Raw genomic sequence first — 18,473 nt, 5'->3', positions numbered from 1 at the left:
CTGTTCGACCGACTTGCGGCCACATCAGTCCGCCGTCGGGACTGTCGTATTACCATCGCGATGATGAACGACCGCTCGAGTTCGCGCGGCGGGAACGCGGCGAACTACGTGGACCCGAAGGCGGTCAGCGCTGCTCTGACCACCACCCTCGAGCTCGCGGCCCGTGCGGTCGACTTCTCGATGGCGATCCTGCACATCCTCGACGACGAGAACCAGTACGTCCTCGCCGCGCACGGTGTCCGCGGGCTCACCGGCACGGTCACGCCTCGCCAGGACACCACCTGCCGGGAGGTCGTCGACACCGGGCGGCCGTTGGTCATCGCCGACACCACCGACTCGACGATCAATGAGTCACTGCTCACCCCGCTGCGCAAGGCCGGCCTGCGGACCTACGTCGGTGTACCGCTGTTCAGCCGCGAGCACACCGCGATCGGGACGTTGTGCCTCACCGACACCGAGGTGCGCGAACTCGACGTCGACGACCTCACCCTCCTGCAGAAGTACGCCCGCGTCCTCGAGGAACAACTCGAGTTGCAGCGCGACCGGGAGGTGACCGCCGGGGTCTACCCCCTCGACGAGATCATCACCGGGTTGCAGCGCGGCGAGATCCGGCCGTACTTCCAGGCCATCGTCGACCCCCGAACCCGCCGCACCCACGGGTACGAGGCGCTGTGCCGCTGGATGCACCCCACCGACGGCCTGCTGCCGCCGAGCCGGTTCCTGCCCGCCGTCCGCGACACCGACATCATGCTCGACATCGACCTGTCGGTGATGCGTACCGCGATGGCGGTGATGGCCGCCTCGGCGGACACCGTGCTGCACGTCAACGTCGACGGCGCACACCTGATCCGGCCGGCGCGTCTGCAGCTGCTGCTCGACGCGGTCGCCGAGGGCGCGTTGCCCGCCGAACGCCTGTGTCTGGAACTCGTCGAGTCGGCCACCCTCGACGACTCCGAGGCGATCGAGGCCATCTCCTCACTCCGCGCTCTCGACACCAACATCGTCATCGACGACGTCGGTCGTGGATGGTCGTCGCTGAGCCGGATGATCACCTGGCCCATCGACGGGTTCAAGATCGACGCGTCACTCACCGCAGGCCTCGGCACCGACGTCGTCGACCACCTGCTCAGCGGGTTGATCAGCCACGCCGCGGCGAACGATCTCAGCGTCATCGCCGAGGGGATCGAGACCCCCGAACAGGTGGCCTCACTGGTCGCGTTGCACTGCCCGCTGGCGCAGGGCTACCACTTCCAGGTCCCGCAGCCCTACCCGATCGTGGTGCACGCCGCCGACGTCAGCGAGAGCATCTAACGCCGAGCGACCAGACCGTCGAAGGCGTCGTCGACGACGGCATCGGTGAGACCGAAGTCCTCGAGCGAATAGCGGTGTGACGGTGTGCGATCGCCGCTCCTGCTCGCGGCGTCCATCGCGATCATCGCTGCGCGTGCCTCGTCACCCAGCGGGGTGCCGAGGGCGGCGTAGATGGTCTCGACCGCACCGATGGGGTCGTCGCGCAGGTCGGTGAAGTCGATGTCGACGAACGACGAGGGGTCGTGTCGGGCGCGGGATTCGGTGAACCGCCGCAGGCCGCGTGACCACAGTTCGAGCTGTGTCGCGCCGATGGTGTCACCCACGAAGGTGGTCGACCACCCGTCGGTGGCGCTCGCGGCCAGCGAACACATCGACCCGATGATGGTGCGCGGCGGCCGGTGGGTCTGCACCACGAGCGCGTCGGGGTACACGGCGAAGAGCTCGTCGAGGGCGAACAGGTGACTCGGGTTCTTCAGCACCCACCGCTTCTCGGGTTCGTTCGAGCCGATCAACGCCAGGTTGCGGCGATGTCGTTCGTAGGCCGGTGTCCAGTCGCGACCGTCGAGCCATCGCGAGTAGGTCGGCAGATGCGCGAGCGATTCGTAGGAGATCGACATCATGCTCTGGCGTAGGAGCTGCCAGCACTCCTCGACGTCGTCGGCGCTCATGTAGTGCAGACCCATGAACTCCGGGTTCTCGACGTGGTGCTGTTCGAGACCGGCGTTGATCTGCGCGAACACCGGGTTCGACGCCCACGTGTCGCGCGGCGGGCGGGGCTGGGGGAACTCCGCCAGCCACATCTCGAGGCCCTGGTGGGCGGGGTCGGCGGTCAACAGGCGATGTAGTGCGGTGGTGCCCGTGCGCGGCAGCCCGGTGACGAAGACGGGCCGGGTGATCGGTGTCGACGACAGGCCCGGGTTCGCGCTGAACGACGCCTGGCTGACCAGCCGCGCGACCAGTGCCCCGCGGAGGAAGAACCGGGACATCTTGCTGCCCAGCTCGGTCAGCCCGGCGTCGCGCTGATAGCTCTCCAGCAGCACCGAGAGGCCTTCGACGTGGTCGTCGCCCCCGAAGTCGTCGAGGCCGCATGCCTTCGTCGCCGAGGCGTGCAGGTCCTCGACGGTTCCCACGCCGGTACGTCCGGTCATCGTCGGTCCTCTCAGGGGTGAACTCGCGTCACGAATGGAATTGGCCGCAGTTGACGTCGAGGGTCTGCCCGGTGACCGCGCTGGCCCAGTCCGAGGCGAGGAACACCACCGCCCTGGCGATCTCGTCGGGTTCGGGCAGACGCTTCAAGTCCGTTTTCGACGCCGTCTCGCGGTACACGTCGTCGGGACTGATGTCGTACTTCTTCGCGACCTCACCGAAGTACCACTGCAGCTGGGAGTCCCAGATGTAACCGGGGGCCACGCTGTTGACCCGGATGCCCTCGTCGCCCAGTTCGGTGGCCAGGGTCTGCGACATCGCGAGCAGCGCGGCCTTGGCGAGCTTGTAACTGCCGTAGCGGGGTTCGCTGTGGCGCAGCACCATCGAGTTGATCATCACCACCGCACCCGACGTGGCGGCGAGGGCGCCGGTGAACGCCTTCGTCATACGCAGACCGCCGAGGACGGTGAGGTCGAGGCTGGAGGTGATCGCGTCGAAGTCGGTGCGGGCCAACGACTTCATGGACGGCAGGGCGAAGGCGTTGTTGATCAGGGCGTCCACGCGGCCGAACCGCTCCACCGACGCCGCGACGAGGGCCTCGACAGCGTCGTCGGAGGTGATGTCGGTCGGCACGACGTGCGCGACACCACCGGCGTCGCCGATCTCGTCGGCCACCGCGCGCAGACGTTCCTCGGTACGCGCGGCCAGGACGACCGACGCCCCGGCCGCGGAAGCCTGCAGGCAGATCGACCGACCCAGGCCAGGGCCCACGCCGCCGACCACGACGACCTTGTCGTGCAGGAGCCCGCTCATCTCGTCCTCACCCCAGCATCCTGCTCGCGACACCGCGCTGCCGGGCGGCGATCCGGGCGGCCCACCCCTGCGCGTCGATCACGTTGTGGGAGTGGAACGGGAGGTGTTGTGCGACATCGTCGAAGGCGATCACCTGGGCGGTGGGGCCGGCGGTCGCGGGGATCGGGGTGGACACGCGTTGCCACCGGATCTGCAGGATGCCATGGCTGCGACCGGTCGTCTCGATCCAGTTCGCGACACCGGGGTCGCGTCGGGAGACGACCATGCGGATCATGCCGTCGGGGTCGGTCTGCGCCTGACCGGTGTTGAGGCTGGTCTGGTGGTGGATGTAGTCGAGCGAGATGTACCACATGCTGCCGAGCTGGAAACCCTGATACGGCGCATCGGATCTCGGGACGGTGATGATCATGGCCTCGTCGTCGGCGAGGTCGTAGTGGCCGACCGAGGAGAACTGTGTCGACAGTCCCCCGGGTGTCAGGCGGGGTTCGGTGAAGGTGTTCACGGGCAGGTCGAGGTAGAACCACTTCGGGAAGTTGAACCAGGTGTTGATCCGGGAGAGCAGCATCTTGCCCGCCACCCGATAGCGCTTGGTGAGCACGGCCATGTCGGGTTCGTCGGCCGGGGTGCCCACGGTGTCGACGCGTTCGATCGCGATGGTCCCCTTCTGCTCGGTCAGCCAGTCGGAAAACACCTCTCGGACGGCGAGGGTGGTGGCGCCGTCGGCGAGGGCGAAGTGGTTCGGTCGGGTCTCGTCGGGCCCGTAGGGGCCGAAGAACAGCTCGAAGGTGCCGTCGGCGCCGATCTCGAGGCGTCGGTCGTCGAACGCGTCGTCGCCGCCGGGAACACGGTCGGGGTCGTAGTTGCCGGTGATCACCTGGAAGCTGAGATCGGTGGTGGTGCCGCGCGTTCCGGTGACCCGGTACTCGGCGCCGGCGACGAGATCGGCGCTGTAGTACAGGGTGTCGGGGTTGTCGAGGCCCATCTTCGTGTACGGGCCGGTGGAGGTGACGAAGAACGGATGGGTGAGCGCCCGCGACCACGCCAACTGCATCACCGCGTGGATGCTCTGCCCGAGGTAGCTGTACCCCTCGGCGAGGTCGATGTCGGTGCGGATGAAGTCCGCGCCGCGGATGAGCTGCTCGGCCTCGGCGATCGCCGCGGTCAGCGGTGCGGTGATGTCGGCGACCGGCGGCGGCGGTGCTGCCGGGATGTCACTGCTCACAGCCACGTGTCGCCTCCGGTCCAGGTGAGGAAGTTCTCGAGTTCGGCCTGCGCCGGCGTGACCCGCGGGTGTTCGGTCGACAGGTAGCCGCCGCGGTAGAACAGCAACGGCTTGTCCTGCAGCATCTCCCCCAGCACCGTCACCCGTCCGATCACGATGAAGTGGTCGCCGCCGTCGTCGACGCGCTCGACGTCGCATTGCGCCCAGGTGATGGAGTGACGGATCACTGGGAGCCCCCCCGGCGAGGGGTCCCAGTCGATGTTCGCGAACTTGTCGGTACCGGGTGCACCGAAGGTGGCGCTCACGTCCTGCTGGTGGTTGGACAGGATGTTGACGCAGAACCGGCCCGCGGTCTCGATGACCTTCCAGCTGCGTGAGGTCTTCTGCGGACAGAACAGCACCAGTGGGGGGTCGAGCGACAGCGCCGCGAACGACTGGCATGCGAAACCGGCCGGCGCACCCTCGGTGTCGAGAGTGGTGATGACGGTGACCCCGGTGCAGAACTGCCCCATCGCGGTGCGGAACTGCCGCGGGTCGAAGTCGGTGGTGCCTCGCGAGGCGTAGCTCATGTCAGTGCGCGAACCCGATGGAGAAGTCGTGGCCCCACAGACTGACCGCGGTGCTCTCGCGTGCCACCCACTCGTGATCGTCGACCGTACGTCCCTCGCAACCGAATTCGATGTCGAAGCCGCCGGGGGTCTTCATGTAGAAGGAGTACATGAGGTCGTTGACGTGACGACCCAGGGTCGCCGACATCGGCACCTTCTTGCGCAGGGCACGGTCGTGGGCGAGGCCGACGTCGTCGGTGCTGCCCACCTCGACCATGAGGTGCACGATCCCGGTCGTGTTCGGGATCGGCAGGAACGCCAGGCTGTGGTGGCGCGGGTTGCACCCGAAGAACCGCAGCCACGGGGCCGGATCGCCCTCGTTGCGCCCGACCACCTGCGGGGGAAGACGCATCGAGTCACGGAGCCGGAATCCCAGGACGTCGCGGTAGAACTCGAGCGAGGCCTCGTCATCGTCGGTGGTCAACACCACGTGTCCGAGACCCTGCTCACCGGTCACGAAGGTGTGGCCGTAGGGGCTCACCACGCGCCGATGCTGCAGTGCCACACCGTGGAAGGCCTCGAGGACGTTGCCGGTGGGATCGGAGAACACGATCATCTCGACGACCTGACGGTCGAGCAACTCCTCGTCCTTGGCCTCGCGATAGACGATGCCCGCCGCCGACAGGCGGTCGCGCACCTGCTGCAGCCCTGCTGCGTTCGCACATTCCCACCCCGATGAGGCGAGGTGGTCGCGATCACCGGGGACGATGACCAGGCGTGCCGGGAAGTCGTCCATGCGCAGGTACAGCGCACCCTCGGTCGTGCCCTTGCCCTCCACCATGCCGAGGACCTTGAGGCCGTACTCGCGCCAGGCCGCCATGTCGGTGGCCTCGATGCGCATGTATCCGAGCGATCGGATGGGTCCGGAGTCGGTGGTTGCCGAGACCATGCGCTCAGACCATCGTGTCGCCGATGGGGATGCCGTACTCCCCGTTGGCGAATGCCTGGTAGGCGCGCTCGGCGTCGTTGGCGGCGTGCACACGACCGGCGTGAGCATCGCGCCAGAAGCGTTGCAGCGGTTGGTCGCTGTCGAGTGCCCGGGCACCGGCCGCCTCGAAGAGACGGTCGATCGCCGAGATCGAGCGCTGCGACGCACGCACCTGGTCGCGACGGGCACGCAGGCGCAGCTCCATCGGGACCTCCTTGCCGGCGAGGATGAGGTCGTACTCATCCTGGACGTTCCCCGACAGCTGACGCCACGCGGCGTCGATGTCGCTGGCGGCCTCGGCGATACGCACCTTGCCGAACGGGTCGTCCTTCGCCTTCTCACCGGCGTAGGCCGCGCGGACACGCTTGCCCTGGGCCTCGACGTGGGCGGCGTAGGCGCCGTATCCCATGCCCACGACCGGCGTCGAGATGACGGTGGGATGGATGGTGCCCCAGGGCATCTTGTACACCGGGGCGGTGTTCGCCTCGAGGCCCGGCGCGGTACCGGTGGCCATCGCGCGGAAGCTGAGCATGCGGTGCGAGGGCACGAAGGCGTCCTTCACCACGAGCGTGTTGGAGCCGGTGCCCTTGAGGCCGGCGACATGCCAGACGTCGCGGATCTCGTAGTCGCTGCGGGGCAGCAGGTAGCTCACGAAGTCGACCGGCTTGCCGTTCTTGAACACCGGGCCACCGACGAAGGTCCACTGCGCGTGGTCGCAGCCCGACGACCAGTGCCATTCACCGTTCACCTTGTAGCCGCCGTCGACGACCTCACCCATGCCCATCGGGGCGTACGAGGAGCCGATGCGGGTGGTCGGATCGTCGCCCCACACCTCCTCCTGCGCCTGCTGCGGGAACAGCGCGAGGTGCCAGTTGTGGATGCCGAGGATCGACGACACCCAGCCGGTGGAGCCGCAAGCACTCGCGATGCGGCGGACCGCCTCGTAGTAGGTGACGGGGTCGACCTCGTAGCCGCCCCACTGCGCGGGTTGGACGAGCTTGAAGAAGCCCACCTCGTCGAGGCTGTCGATGGTCTCGGTGGGGATGCGACGCTGGTCCTCGCACTCCTGCGCACGCTTCTCGATCTCGGGCAACAGGGAATCGATCTTGTTCAGCACCTCGGTGCCGATCTCACTCCGCTGTGTCATGCGCGCAACTCCCAACTCATGGTGAACAATCTCGGATCCAAGACTAGAACACGTTCTCATTTATGTCGAGGCCTGCGCGTTTGCGCCGGTACAGTGGCGTCTCGAGGGCCATTTCTGTAACGTGTTCTACTGATGATGCCGCGGGTACACGCCGCGTGTGGCCGTTCGCGAGGAGCGTTGAGATGACTGATCTGCAGACCGATGTCGCCGTCCGCGAGATCGACACCGGCACCCCGCCCACCCGGTTCGCCCGGGGATGGCACTGCCTGGGTCTGGCCTCGGAGTTCACCGACGGAGTGCCCCACTCGATCGAGGCCTTCGGGACGAAGCTCGTCGCCTGGGGGAACAGCGAGACCGGTGAGGTCAGCATCCTCGACGCGTACTGCCGCCACATGGGCGGCGACCTGAGCAAGGGCAGCGTGAAGGACGGCAACATCGCGTGCCCGTTCCACGACTGGCGCTGGAAGGGCAACGGCCGCTGCGCCGGCGTCCCGTATGCCAAGCGCACACCGAAGCTCGCGAAGACCCGTTCGTGGCCGACGATGATCCGCAACGGTCAGCTCTTCGTCTACAACGACCCCGAGGGCAACCCGCCGCCCGAGGACGTGGTGATCCCGGAGATCGAGGAGTTCGGGACCGACGAGTGGACCGGCTGGACGTGGAACCGCATCGTGATCGAGGGTTCGAACTGCCGCGAGATCATCGACAACGTCGTCGACATGGCGCACTTCTTCTACATCCACTACGCGCTGCCCGACTACTTCAAGAACGTCTTCGAGGGTGAGACCGCCGCGCAGTACATGAACTCCCGCGGTCGGCCCGACATCGAGCTCACCTCCGCCTACGGTGACAGCTATCTGAAATCGATTGCGGCGTACTACGGTCCGGCGTACATGCTCAACCCGATGCACCAGACCTACGGCGGCTACGCGATCGAGACGATCCTCACCAACTGCCACTACCCCATCGACAACAACTCGTTCGTGCTGATGTTCGGCGTGATGGCCCGCAAACCCGAGGGGCTCTCCGACGAGCAGGCCCAGGGCATGGCGCGCAAGATCTCGCAGGGTGTCGAGGTCGGCTTCCTGCAGGACGTCGAGATCTGGAAGCACAAGAGCCGCATCGACAATCCGCTCCTCGTCGAGGAGGACGGACCGGTGTACCAGCTGCGTCGGTGGTACGAGCAGTTCTACGTCGACGCCGCCGACGTCACCGAGGAGATGACGGCGCGCTACGAGTACGAGATCGACACCACCAAGGCGTTGGAGAACTGGGGTGTCGAGGTCGAGGACAACCTGCGCCGCAAGGCCGCCGGCGAGGACACCGAATCCGGCATCCGCGCCGAGCAGGAGAAGCTCTCGGCGACCAACGACGCCGCGAAGGTGTGACCCGATGACGCGGGCCGTCGACCGACCGGCCGGGTCGGTCGGCGCCTGGGCGAAGGCCCCCGACTTCGCCGACGACCCGCACCGTCGAGCCGAGATCGCCTCGGCGACCGATCGCGACCGGGACCACTACCTGCGCGACGGCCTGCGCGAGATCGAATGCCGGGCGTGCCACGCCTGCGTGATGGTCAAGAAGATCAGCGAGTTCCAGACCAGCGTGCAGTGGTCGGGTGAGGCCCGAACCCGATGCTCCGAACTGACGCGGGTCCGCGAGAGCGGCGGCAACCCGGCGATGACCCCGACCTGCTCGCGGCTGTCGGCCAGCATCGACCACGGTGTCATCGAGGGGATCATCCCGCCACATCAGTGAGTCGCCGATGACTTCCCGCGGTGTCTCCGGTCTGTACCGGTGACATCCACCCGCGAGAGGATCTGACCATGACCGAGTACTCCGCGCCCGTTGGCGCACCCATCTGGTTCGACCTGATGAGCTCCGACCCCGCCCGCGCCGCCGAGTTCTACGGCGGGGTGTTCGGGTGGGAGGTCGAGGCGCCGCGCGCCGACTTCGGCGGATACCAGAACTTCACCCGACAGGGCGCCCGCGTCGCGGGTATGAGCCCGGTGATGGACGGCGCCGGCGTCCCGTCCGACGTGTGGTCGGTGTATCTGCACACCACCGACGCGGCGGCGACCGCCGCGGCCGCCGAGGAAGTCGGCGCACAGGTGTTGTTCCCGCCGATGGCGGTGGGGACGGAGGGGACGATGCTCCTGCTCGCCGACCCGGCCGGCGCCGCGATCGGGTTCTGGCAACCCGCCGACCACGTCGGCTTCACCACCTGGGGTGAGCACGGTGCGCCCTACTGGTTCGAGACACAGTCGAAGGACTACGACGCCTCGACCTCTTTCTATTCATCGGTGACAGGGGCGACGCTGCTCGAGGTCGGCACCGGCGGCGCCGAGGACGCGCAGGGACCCGAGCGCTACTCGCAGTTGATGTACGGCGAACTGGGCTACGCCGGGATCATGGACGCGACGAAGGTGTTCCCCGCCGAGGTGCCGTCGTTCTGGCAGTTCTACGTCACCGTCGACGATGTCGCCGCGGCCACCGCGACGATCTCCGACCTCGGTGGCGAGATCATGATGGCCGGTGAGGACACCCCCTTCGGCACCCTCGGTGCCGCCAAGGACCCCATGGGCGCCGTCTTCTGCTACGCCTCACCCCCCGCCGGCATGTAACCCTCCGTTCCACGAACGCGGGTCGACTCGGGGAACGCGGGTACCACGGCGCCCGCGTCCTCCGGTTCGACCCGCGTTCGATGCGCCTGGAACCGGAACGTCGCGGCGTAAGTCAGAAGGCGATGATCACCCTCCCTTCCGATCGTCACGGGCTCGTCCATCGTGAGACCGCATTGGCAGCAGGCTTCACCGATGACGAGATCAGACGCGAGCTGCGCGATGGGCGTCTGAGTCGGGTGCAGCGCGGTGTGTATGTCGCCCCCGCGACCCGATCGCCGGAGGCGGCCCACAGGTTGGCCGCGATAGCGTCGGCCGAGACGTCCCCTGCGCGAGCAATCCTCAGCCACCAGTCGGCCGCCGCGATGCACGGACTGTCGATGCTGCGGCCGGACCTGCAGCGGGTCCACACCACAAACGGGAACCTCACCGGTGGCTGGCGAACGTCAGTTCGTCAGGATCACGTCGGGCTCCTCGCCGATCACGAGCTCACGACCGTCGACGGGGTGCTGGTGACCTCGCTGGAACGGACAGCGGTCGATGTCGCGCGCACGACCCGCGGCGGGTTTGCCGCAGCACTGGCCGTCTTCGACTCGGCACTGCGCCTCGGGGCTGACCGCGAGGAGATGACCGGCGCCCTCGACGCTTCCCGCCGCGGAGTCGGGCCGGCACGCCGCGCCCTCTCACTCGCCGATGGTGCGGCAGAGAATCCGGGGGAGTCGTGGAGCCGAGCGCTCATGATCGAGGCGGGACTCCCCGCCGCGCGGTTGCAGCACACGTTCGTCGATGGCCACGGCAACGACGTGGCTCGAACGGACTTCGACTGGTCCGGCCGCCTGGTCGGCGAGTTCGACGGCGACGTCAAGTATCAGCGGTACCTGCGGCCCGGCGAGACACCGTTCGATGCGATGAAGCGCGAGAAGCTTCGCGAGGACGCACTGCGGCGACTCGGGATCATGGTCATCCGATGGACCTGGACCGATCTCGTGTCGGGTCGGCTGGTGACGATGGTTCGGGAGTGGCTGGTCAGACTCGACCTCATGGCCGCGTGACCGCGTGGGAATTGAGCGAACGCGGGCGCCAGGAACCCCACGTTCGCCGAGTCGCCCCGCGTTCAGACTCCGGCGTTGGCGTCCTGCTTCTTGCGGAGTTCGAGGGCGATGTCGATGAGTTGGTCCTCCTGGCCGCCGACGAGTTTGCGGGCACCGGCCTCGAGGAGGATCTCGGCGACCGAGACGCCGTACTTGGCGGCGTGGCCCTCGGCGTGTTTGAGGAACGAGCTGTAGCACCCGGCGTAGCCCATCATCATCGCGGCGCGATCGACGAGGCACTCGCTGGGCATGATCGGGGCCACGACATCCTGTGCGGCGTCGGCGATCTTCATGAAGTCGATGCCGGTGCGGATGCCGAGCTTGTCGCACACCCCGACGAAGGCCTCGACTGGCGTGTTGCCCGCACCGGCCCCGAAACGCCGCACCGATCCGTCGATCTGGCGGGCGCCGGACCGCACGGCCGCGATGGAGTTGGCGACGGCGATGTCGAGGTTCTCGTGACCGTGGAAGCCGACCTGCGCGTCGTCGCCGAGCTCGGCCACCAACGCCGACACCCGATCCGACACCTGCTCGAGCACCAGGGCACCCGCGGAATCGACCACGTAGACGCACTGGCAGCCGGCGTCGACCTGGATGCGGGCCTGCGCGGCGAGCACCTCGGGCGGCTGACTGTGGCTCATCATGAGGAACCCGACGGTCTCCAGCCCGAGTTCGCGGGCGAGCCCGAAGTGCTGGATCGAGACGTCGGCCTCGGTGCAGTGGGTCGCGATCCGACAGATCTGGGCGCCGTTGTCCTGCGCGGCACGGATGTCGTCCTTCACGCCGAGTCCCGGCAGCATCAGGAACGCGATCTTCGCGTTCTGCGCGGTCTCCACGGCAACCTTGATCAGTTGCTGTTCCGGCGTTTTCGAGAACCCGTAGTTGAACGACGACCCGCCGAGACCGTCACCGTGGGTCACCTCGATGACCGGCACCCCCGCACCGTCGAGCGCGCCGACGATGTCGCGGACGTTGTCCTCGGTGAACTGATGACGCATGTGGTGGCTGCCGTCGCGCAGCGAGGAGTCGGTGACGCGGATGTCGAGGCTGTCGGAGTACGCGATGCCGTTCATGTCAGATCCCCAACTTCTGCTTGGCCAGCTCTTCGCCGACCTTGGTGGCGGCTGCGGTCATGATGTCGAGATTGCCCGCATACGGCGGCAGGAAGTCGCCGGCGCCCTCGACCTCCACGAAGATCGACACCCGCGCCATGCCGCCGTTGATCGCGCTGGGCGGGTCGAACTGCGGATCCTGCAGGAGGCGGTATCCCGGCACGTACTCCTGGATCTCCTTCTCGCGACGATGCACCGATTCGGCGATCGCATCGACATCGGCATCCTCGGGGATTGCACAGAAGATGGTGTCGCGCATGATCATCGGCGGATCGGCCGGGTTGAGGATGATGATCGCCTTGCCCCGCGTGGCACCGCCGATCGTCTCGATCCCGCGCGAGGTGGTCTTGGTGAACTCGTCGATGTTGGCGCGGGTACCGGGACCGGCGGACACCGACGCCACCGAGGCGACGATCTCGGCGTAGGCCACCGACACCACCGACGACACCGCGTGCACCATCGGGATCGTCGCCTGCCCACCGCAGGTGATCATGTTCGTGTTCGGCTTGTCGAGGTGCTCACGCAGGTTCGCCGGCGGCACCACCGCGGGCCCCACCGCGGCCGGGGTGAGGTCGATCGCGGTGATGCCCGCCGCCTCGTAGCGGGGGGCGTACTCCCGATGGACGTAGGCCGAGGTCGCCTCGAAGATCAGATCGGGCCGCTCGCTCGAACCCAGCAACTCCTCCGCACCACCGGACATCGTGATGAGCCCGTGGTCGGCGGCGCGCTTCATGCCCTCGGAGTCGGAGTCGATCCCGACCATCCAGCGCGGCGAGATCACCTCGGAGCGTTCGAGTTTGTACATCAGATCGGTCCCGATGTTGCCCGATCCGATGATCGCGGCGGTGACCTTCGCGCTCACTTCTTCTCCTCGCTGCTGCGGAAATCTGCGGTGACCGAGCCCAACCCGACGAACTCGGCTGTCACACTGCCAAGACCGACGAAGTCGGCACGGAACTCGTCACCCGGCCGCACGTCGATCGCCCGTGTCGCGGTCCCGGGGAGGATCACGTCGCCGGCACGGAGACGCACCCCGAAGGCATCGACCTTGCGCGCCAGCCACGACACCGCGTTGAGCGGATGGCCGAGCACGGCCGACGAGTTGCCCTTGGCGATGACCTCGCCGTTGCGGGTGAGTTCGGCGTCGATGTCGCCGGTGTCGATGCCGGCGATCGCGACACGCTCGTCGCCGAGGATCCAGCCGCACGACGACGCGTTGTCGGCGATCGTGTCGCACAGGGTGATCTGCCAGTCGCGGACACGCGAGTCGATCAGTTCGATGGCGGGGACCACCCATTCGACCGCGTCGACGACGTCGTCGTTGGTGCAGCCCGCGCCCGGCAGGTCCTTGCCGAGGATGAAACCGACCTCCACCTCGACGCGGGGAAAGCAGAACCGGCGCGCATCGATCGGCGCGTCCTGGCGATACCCCATCGTGTCGAGGAGGTGGCCGTAGTCGGGCTCGTCGACGCCCATCATCTGTTGCATCGCCTCCGAAGCCAGACCCACCTTGTGTCCCACCACGCGGGCACCACCGGCCACCCGGCGGGCGATGTTGCGAAGCTGGATCTCGTAGGCGTCGACGACGTCGAGGTCGGGATGCGACACGGTCGGCGGGTCGATGGCCTGCGCCCGCGCCTCGGCGTCGGCGAGGGTGTGGGCGATGTGATCGCGCACGTCGTCGGGAACCGTCACGTCTGCGCCCTCTTTCGTAGGAACGTGTTGCCGTTTCGCCGACAAACGTCGGTGGTGAACCATCGTCCACCTGGTATAGCCTGCACGAAGACCAATTCTATAACGTGTTCTAGATTTGCGGGAGACCGGCATCCACCGACCGGCTCCGGCGAGACAGGCGAAAGGGCCGGCCATGACCAGCACAGACCACCTCGAAGCGGAATACGACGTCGTCGTCGTGGGCGCGGGTGGCGCGGGGATGAGCGCCGCGATCACCGCCGCCTCGCAGGGCCTGTCGACGGTCATCATCGAGAAGTCCGCGTACTGGGGCGGCTCGACGTCACGCTCGGGCGGCGGCGTGTGGATCCCCAACAACTCCGTTCTCGAGCGCGACGGTGTGCACGACGATCCCGAGGCCGCGCGCACCTACGTCCGGTCGATCGTCGGCGACGTGGTCGCACCCGAACGCATCGACGCCTACATCGACAACGGCCCGAAGGTTCTCGACTTCCTCTCCGAGCACGCGCCGCTGGATCTGGAGTGGGTGAAGAATTACTCCGACTACTACCCCGAGGCGCCCGGCGGCCGTGTCGGGGGACGCTCGTGCGAGCCGCGGCCGTTCGACGCCAAGAAGCTGGGCGCCGATTTCGCGACCCTGCACCCGCAGTACACCAAGGCCCCGCTCGGCGTCGTCGTGAAGCAGTCCGACTACCGCTGGTTGTCGACGGGGCTGCGGCACTGGCGCGGGCCGCTCAAGATCATGCAGGTCGGTCTGCGGATGATCTGGGGTCGCGTGACCCGCAAACACCTCATCGGGATGGGTGCCGCCCTCATGGGCGAGCTGCTGCTGGGGGTCCGGAAACTCGGTGTCCCCCTGATGCTCAACACCGGTCTCACCGATCTGGTGACCGAGAACGGTCGGGTCGTCGGTGTCACCGTCGACGCCGACGGGACACCGGCGACCATCCGCGCCCGCAAGGGCGTGATCCTCGCCTGCGGCGGATTCGAGCACAACGAGGAGATGCGCAAGAAGTACCAGCGCGAACCGATCGGCACCGAATGGACCACCGGCGCACCGAGCAACACCGGCGACGGCATCAACGCGGGCATCAAGATCGGTGCGGCGGTGAGCTTCATGGAGGACTCGTGGTGGGGCCCGACCATCATGCTGCCGCGCGGCCCGTGGTTCGCCCTCGCCGAACGCTCGCTGCCGTGTTCGTTCATGGTCAACACCCGCGGGAAGCGGTTCATGAACGAGTCACTCCCGTACGTCGAGGCCGTGCACCAGATGTTCGGCGGCGAGTACGGCCAGGGCGAGGGGCCCGGCGAGAACATCCCGGCGTGGCTCGTGTTCGACCAGACCTACCGCGACCGCTACATGTTCGCCTCGGTGTCGGGTCGACAGCCCCTGCCCGCCAAGTGGTTCACGACCGGCGCGGTACTCAAGGCCGGGTCGTTGGAGAGCCTCGCCGAGAAGATGGAGGTGCCCGCCGACGCACTCGTCGCGACCGCTGAACGCTTCAACGGCTTCGCACGCAGCGGATCCGACGACGACTTCGGGCGTGGCGTCAGCCGCTACGACCACTACTACGGCGACATCACCAACAAGCCCAACCCGAGCCTCGGTGAGCTCAAGAAGGCCCCGTACTACGCGGTGAAGATGTACCCCGGCGATCTCGGCACCAAGGGCGGCATCAACACCGACGTCGCGGGACGTGCTCTGCGCGAGGACGGTTCGATCATCGAGGGCCTCTACGCCGCGGGCAACACCAGCAGCCCGGTGATGGGACACACCTACGCCGGTCCCGGCGCAACGATCGGCCCCGCCATGGTGTTCGGCCATCTCGCGGCGATGGACTGCGCCGGATCGTCGCCGGCACAGCAGGTCGGCTCGGATCGCCGGGCGGGCTGATGCCGATCGATCCGGACGTCGCGGTCGGCGCCGACCTCGGCGAGGTGTCGTTCGAGTGGAGTGCCTCCGATGTCGCGCTCTACAACCTCGGCGTGGGTGCGGCGGCCGATCCCCTCGACACCCGCGGCCTGCGCTACGTCGACGACACCGCGCCGGCGGTGCTGCCGACGTTCGCCACCGTCGCCGAGAACTTCCACGCGACCTCGGCGCCGACGGTGTCGTTCCCCGGCATCGAGATCGACCTCGCCAAGGTGGTCCACGGCAGCCAGCAGGTCACGATGCACAGACCGATCCCCGCGAGCGGCAAGGCAACGACACGATCCCGCCTGGCCGAGGTCCAGGACAAGGGTTCGGCGGCGGTGGTGTTCACCGAGTCGCAGACCTTCGACGGCGACGGCGAACTGCTGTGGAGCGCACGGTCGTCGATCTTCGCCAAGGGCGAGGGTGGATTCGGGGGCGAGCGCGGCGCATCCGAGCGGGTCGAGTACCCCGACCGTGCTCCCGACCACGTGCTGACCGTTCCCACCCACCCGAACCAGGCACTGCTCTACCGCCTCTGCGGCGACCGCAACCCTTTGCATTCCGATCCCGCGTTCGCCGCCGGGGCCGGGTTCCCCGCACCGATCCTGCACGGATTGTGCAGTTACGGGACGGTGTGCCGGGCGCTGGTCGACGAGGTCCTCGACGGCGACGTCGGGGTGGTGGGCGCGTTCGGAGCGAAGTTCGCGGGCGTGTTCTTCCCCGGTGAGACGTTCCGGATCTCGGTGTGGGACACCGGCACACAGCTGCTCGCAACCGCGACCGCCGCCGACCGTGACGACGCCCCCGTGCTGGGCAACGTCGTCCTCGATCGGCGGCGGTGAACGACGGTGACTAGCCGCTGATGTTCAGCGCGCCGTTGACACCGGCCGGGTAGAAGCCGCCACGCGTGACCGGCTTCGGGTTCAGGTACACGATGTTGAGGACCTGGAACGGGGTGCGGCTGTAGGCGATCGCGTTGCCGTCGGTGGGCACCAGGTTCGCCGCGCCACCCTTGGTGATGCCCTGATCGAGATCCGACGATCCGTCGAGGCTGTCGCGTGCGTCGGAGATCGCGTTGGCCTCCTTGACGAGTCCCTTGTTGTACAGGCTCGACCGGACGATGCCCGCGTGGTACGCCTCGACCGCCAGGATGCCGGCCGCGGCATCGAGGTAGGTCTTGTTCTGCACCAGCGGTGCCGCACCCTTGTACGCGGTGACGCCCACGTCCTCGAAGATGAAGGCGCCGAGGAGGAAGTTGTCCTCGTTGGCGAAGACGTCGAACGTCTGGTTGCCGCTGATCAGACCGGCGGCCTTGGCCGCGGCGGTGAAGCTCGCGTCGAGGTCGATCGCCGGGCGGGCCACCGCGGCACCACCGAGCGCCTTGCGCAGGAACGCGACGTGCGCGAGCTCGTCGGCGGCGATCTCCTGGGCGTAGGCCTTCACCGCGGGCGAGGTGAAGGTGACCTTGCGGCCGCCTTTCACGCCACCGAGGCGACCCTTGCCGCCGAGCAGGTTGTTCGGCAGGCCGACACCGTTGACGGCGCGCTGGTAGAACTCCGCCTCCAGGTACTCCAGGTTGAGGGCGAAGTTGAGGATCGCGCCGTCGGTGATGGGGGCCGCGGGAGCGGGGATGAGGTTGCCGACACCCGGCGGGATCGACGGGCTGTTGTCGGCCGCGGCGATCCCGGTGCCCGCGACCATCGCGGCACCGGCACCGAGTCCGGTCAGGCCGGCCGCGCGCATGAAACGACGGCGGTCGACGGAGTTCTCCGAACTCCGGGCGATCGCGGACGTGAGGAAGTGACGATCAAACATGAATGGTCCTTTGGTTCACAACTGATGACCGGCACGCGGCCCCGACGAAGTACGCGTTCCCAGGTGCTAGGGATCGTGAAACGACCTAAGCACAGTTCGAGGCCCCCGGGGTATCCAACGCCCCCATTCTCAGAATTGCGTGTCGCGCGGGGTCCGCGCGGCCAGGAACCCGTCGACGGCCGCGCGGGCGATCGCCTCGTAGTCGAAGGTCGTGAGCGTGCTCAGACGCCCCATGGCCAGCGGCCCGACGAGCAACGCCATCGCGGTGATGCGGTCGACGTCGCCGAGCAATGCCACGGCGTCGGGGCTCCCGAGCACCTCGTCGAACGGTCGCAGATACTGCTCGGCGACGCGCTCGCGGAGGGTGCGCTGTTCGACGAGGTCGTCGGGGTCGCGGGTGCGGAAGTCGGCACCGAGATCGGCGCCGAGCGAGAGCCAGGCGAGAAAGGTGGTGGTCGCCGGGACGGCGGCGATGAGACGGGCCTGTCCGAGGGTCAGGGCCAGGAGACGCTCTCGGACCGAACCGGATTCGGGTGGCACGGGCGCGGGCGGGATGACGACGTGGAAGGCCGCGGCGACGAGTTCGGCGGTGCCGGCGAAGTGGCGGTAGAAGGTGGCCCGGGAGACGTCCGCCGCGGCCACGACGGCGTCGACGGTGACCGCCGAGGGACCCGATTCGCGCAGCAGGTCGGCGGCGGCGTCGATCAGTTTCGCGCGCGACTGTGCCGGGCGCGGATCGCGACGACGCACCGGACACCACCTCCTGCAACGGTCGAACCGCAGACGAGGCTACACAAGACTGTTAGTCTCAAAAATCTCGACGCCCTGCAGGGATCGAGCGACGGTCAGCCCATCGAGCCGACCACGAGCAGCATGCCGATGACGAGTGCGGCGAGCGGCGCGATCATCGCGACGACGCGCCAGAGGCGGATGGACGCGGGTGAGTGATGACGGTTGTGCATGGTGACGGACATGGGATCGGTTCCTTTCACCCCGGGGCAGCGATGACCCGGTCTGGCGAGCTGTGTGGTGCTCGTGTGAAAATAGTGACAGAA

19 protein-coding genes are annotated in these 18,473 nt (G+C 67.7%); 7 read left to right on the top strand and 12 right to left on the bottom strand.

The annotated features are described in order from the left end of the window. The first annotated feature begins 63 nt into the window (after window positions 1-63). Window positions 64-1,311 (top strand): sensor domain-containing phosphodiesterase, encoded by a 1,248-nt coding sequence (locus tag ACQ7HM_RS14195; RefSeq protein WP_434216875.1) that lies wholly within the window; start codon window positions 64-66, stop codon window positions 1,309-1,311. Here the strand turns inward: ACQ7HM_RS14195 and ACQ7HM_RS14190 are convergent. Genes ACQ7HM_RS14190 through hsaA form a run of 6 tightly spaced genes read right to left on the bottom strand, consistent with a single transcriptional unit; the run spans window position 1,308 to window position 7,175 of the window. Then, window positions 1,308-2,459 carry a sulfotransferase family protein gene (locus ACQ7HM_RS14190; RefSeq protein ID WP_434216874.1) on the bottom strand — a complete coding sequence of 384 codons (1,152 nt, stop codon included), beginning with the start codon at window positions 2,457-2,459 and terminating at the stop codon, window positions 1,308-1,310. The two genes, ACQ7HM_RS14195 and ACQ7HM_RS14190, sit on opposite strands and share 4 nt — an antisense overlap. Window positions 2,460-2,487: 28 nt before the next feature. Continuing rightward, window positions 2,488-3,270, bottom strand: coding sequence for an SDR family oxidoreductase (locus ACQ7HM_RS14185; RefSeq protein ID WP_434216873.1), 783 nt, complete (start codon window positions 3,268-3,270; stop codon window positions 2,488-2,490). 7 nt (window positions 3,271-3,277) lie between these two features. Beyond that, a complete protein-coding gene (locus ACQ7HM_RS14180) occupies window positions 3,278-4,492 on the bottom strand; it encodes a hypothetical protein (protein ID WP_434216966.1) in 1,215 nt (404 codons plus the stop codon). Next, window positions 4,489-5,061, bottom strand: a complete 573-nt coding sequence (hsaB, locus tag ACQ7HM_RS14175; RefSeq protein ID WP_434216872.1) for a 3-hydroxy-9,10-secoandrosta-1,3,5(10)-triene-9,17-dione monooxygenase reductase subunit — start codon at window positions 5,059-5,061, stop codon at window positions 4,489-4,491. Before hsaB ends, ACQ7HM_RS14180 begins: the two co-directional genes overlap by 4 nt. Window position 5,062: 1 nt before the next feature. Next, entirely contained in the window at window positions 5,063-5,989 is a 927-nt protein-coding gene (hsaC, locus tag ACQ7HM_RS14170) for an iron-dependent extradiol dioxygenase HsaC (protein WP_434216871.1), read from the bottom strand. Window positions 5,990-5,993: 4 nt separating this feature from the next. Further along, the gene (gene hsaA, locus ACQ7HM_RS14165) at window positions 5,994-7,175 is read right to left on the bottom strand and encodes a 3-hydroxy-9,10-secoandrosta-1,3,5(10)-triene-9,17-dione monooxygenase oxygenase subunit (protein ID WP_434216870.1); all 1,182 of its coding nucleotides are present in this window, start codon (window positions 7,173-7,175) and stop codon (window positions 5,994-5,996) included. Window positions 7,176-7,357: 182 nt separating this feature from the next. Here hsaA and ACQ7HM_RS14160 point away from each other — a divergent pair, with 182 nt between their 5' ends. The 4 genes from ACQ7HM_RS14160 to ACQ7HM_RS14145 all read left to right on the top strand — a co-directional run bounded on the left by ACQ7HM_RS14160 (window position 7,358) and on the right by ACQ7HM_RS14145 (window position 10,845). Beyond that, complete coding sequence (locus ACQ7HM_RS14160; RefSeq protein ID WP_434216869.1) at window positions 7,358-8,563, top strand: Rieske 2Fe-2S domain-containing protein; 1,206 nt, start codon at window positions 7,358-7,360, stop codon at window positions 8,561-8,563. Between the two features lie 4 nt (window positions 8,564-8,567). Next, a complete protein-coding gene (locus tag ACQ7HM_RS14155; protein WP_434216868.1) occupies window positions 8,568-8,930 on the top strand; it encodes a hypothetical protein in 363 nt (120 codons plus the stop codon). 68 nt (window positions 8,931-8,998) lie between these two features. Continuing rightward, the gene (locus tag ACQ7HM_RS14150) at window positions 8,999-9,796 is read left to right on the top strand and encodes a VOC family protein (RefSeq protein WP_434216867.1); all 798 of its coding nucleotides are present in this window, start codon (window positions 8,999-9,001) and stop codon (window positions 9,794-9,796) included. Between the two features lie 122 nt (window positions 9,797-9,918). After that, window positions 9,919-10,845, top strand: a complete 927-nt coding sequence (locus ACQ7HM_RS14145) for a type IV toxin-antitoxin system AbiEi family antitoxin domain-containing protein (RefSeq protein WP_434216866.1) — start codon at window positions 9,919-9,921, stop codon at window positions 10,843-10,845. A gap of 62 nt (window positions 10,846-10,907) precedes the next feature. Here ACQ7HM_RS14145 and dmpG read toward each other — a convergent pair whose 3' ends face one another. From dmpG to ACQ7HM_RS14130, 3 genes are read right to left on the bottom strand one after another with little or no spacing between them, the layout of a single operon-like run. Then, window positions 10,908-11,957 (bottom strand): 4-hydroxy-2-oxovalerate aldolase, encoded by a 1,050-nt coding sequence (dmpG, locus tag ACQ7HM_RS14140; RefSeq protein ID WP_434216865.1) that lies wholly within the window; start codon window positions 11,955-11,957, stop codon window positions 10,908-10,910. A gap of 1 nt (window position 11,958) precedes the next feature. Beyond that, the gene (locus tag ACQ7HM_RS14135) at window positions 11,959-12,858 is read right to left on the bottom strand and encodes an acetaldehyde dehydrogenase (acetylating) (protein WP_434216864.1); all 900 of its coding nucleotides are present in this window, start codon (window positions 12,856-12,858) and stop codon (window positions 11,959-11,961) included. Next, a complete protein-coding gene (locus tag ACQ7HM_RS14130) occupies window positions 12,855-13,691 on the bottom strand; it encodes a 2-keto-4-pentenoate hydratase (RefSeq protein WP_434216863.1) in 837 nt (278 codons plus the stop codon). The genes ACQ7HM_RS14135 and ACQ7HM_RS14130 overlap by 4 nt, the downstream gene beginning before the upstream one ends. 172 nt (window positions 13,692-13,863) lie before the next feature. Between ACQ7HM_RS14130 and kstD the strand changes: the two genes are divergently transcribed. Beyond that, entirely contained in the window at window positions 13,864-15,582 is a 1,719-nt protein-coding gene (gene kstD / locus ACQ7HM_RS14125; RefSeq protein WP_434216862.1) for a 3-oxosteroid 1-dehydrogenase, read from the top strand. Next, window positions 15,582-16,445 (top strand): MaoC/PaaZ C-terminal domain-containing protein, encoded by an 864-nt coding sequence (locus ACQ7HM_RS14120; RefSeq protein WP_434216861.1) that lies wholly within the window; start codon window positions 15,582-15,584, stop codon window positions 16,443-16,445. Before kstD ends, ACQ7HM_RS14120 begins: the two co-directional genes overlap by 1 nt. Before the next feature lie 10 nt (window positions 16,446-16,455). Here ACQ7HM_RS14120 and ACQ7HM_RS14115 read toward each other — a convergent pair whose 3' ends face one another. The 3 genes from ACQ7HM_RS14115 to ACQ7HM_RS14105 all read right to left on the bottom strand — a co-directional run bounded on the left by ACQ7HM_RS14115 (window position 16,456) and on the right by ACQ7HM_RS14105 (window position 18,392). Further along, the gene (locus ACQ7HM_RS14115; RefSeq protein ID WP_434216860.1) at window positions 16,456-17,418 is read right to left on the bottom strand and encodes a ferritin-like domain-containing protein; all 963 of its coding nucleotides are present in this window, start codon (window positions 17,416-17,418) and stop codon (window positions 16,456-16,458) included. A 129-nt stretch (window positions 17,419-17,547) separates the two neighbouring features. Then, complete coding sequence (locus tag ACQ7HM_RS14110) at window positions 17,548-18,168, bottom strand: TetR/AcrR family transcriptional regulator (RefSeq protein ID WP_434216859.1); 621 nt, start codon at window positions 18,166-18,168, stop codon at window positions 17,548-17,550. Window positions 18,169-18,263: 95 nt separating this feature from the next. Next, a complete protein-coding gene (locus tag ACQ7HM_RS14105; RefSeq protein WP_328856991.1) occupies window positions 18,264-18,392 on the bottom strand; it encodes a hypothetical protein in 129 nt (42 codons plus the stop codon). Window positions 18,393-18,473: the final 81 nt, after the last annotated feature.

Origin of the sequence: Williamsia sp. MIQD14 (assembly GCF_051025635.1) — a bacterium.
Classification (GTDB): Bacteria; Actinomycetota; Actinomycetes; order Mycobacteriales; family Mycobacteriaceae; genus Williamsia_A.
Note: the sequence above shows the minus strand (reverse complement) of the source record. Positions and strands in the feature narration are given on the sequence as shown.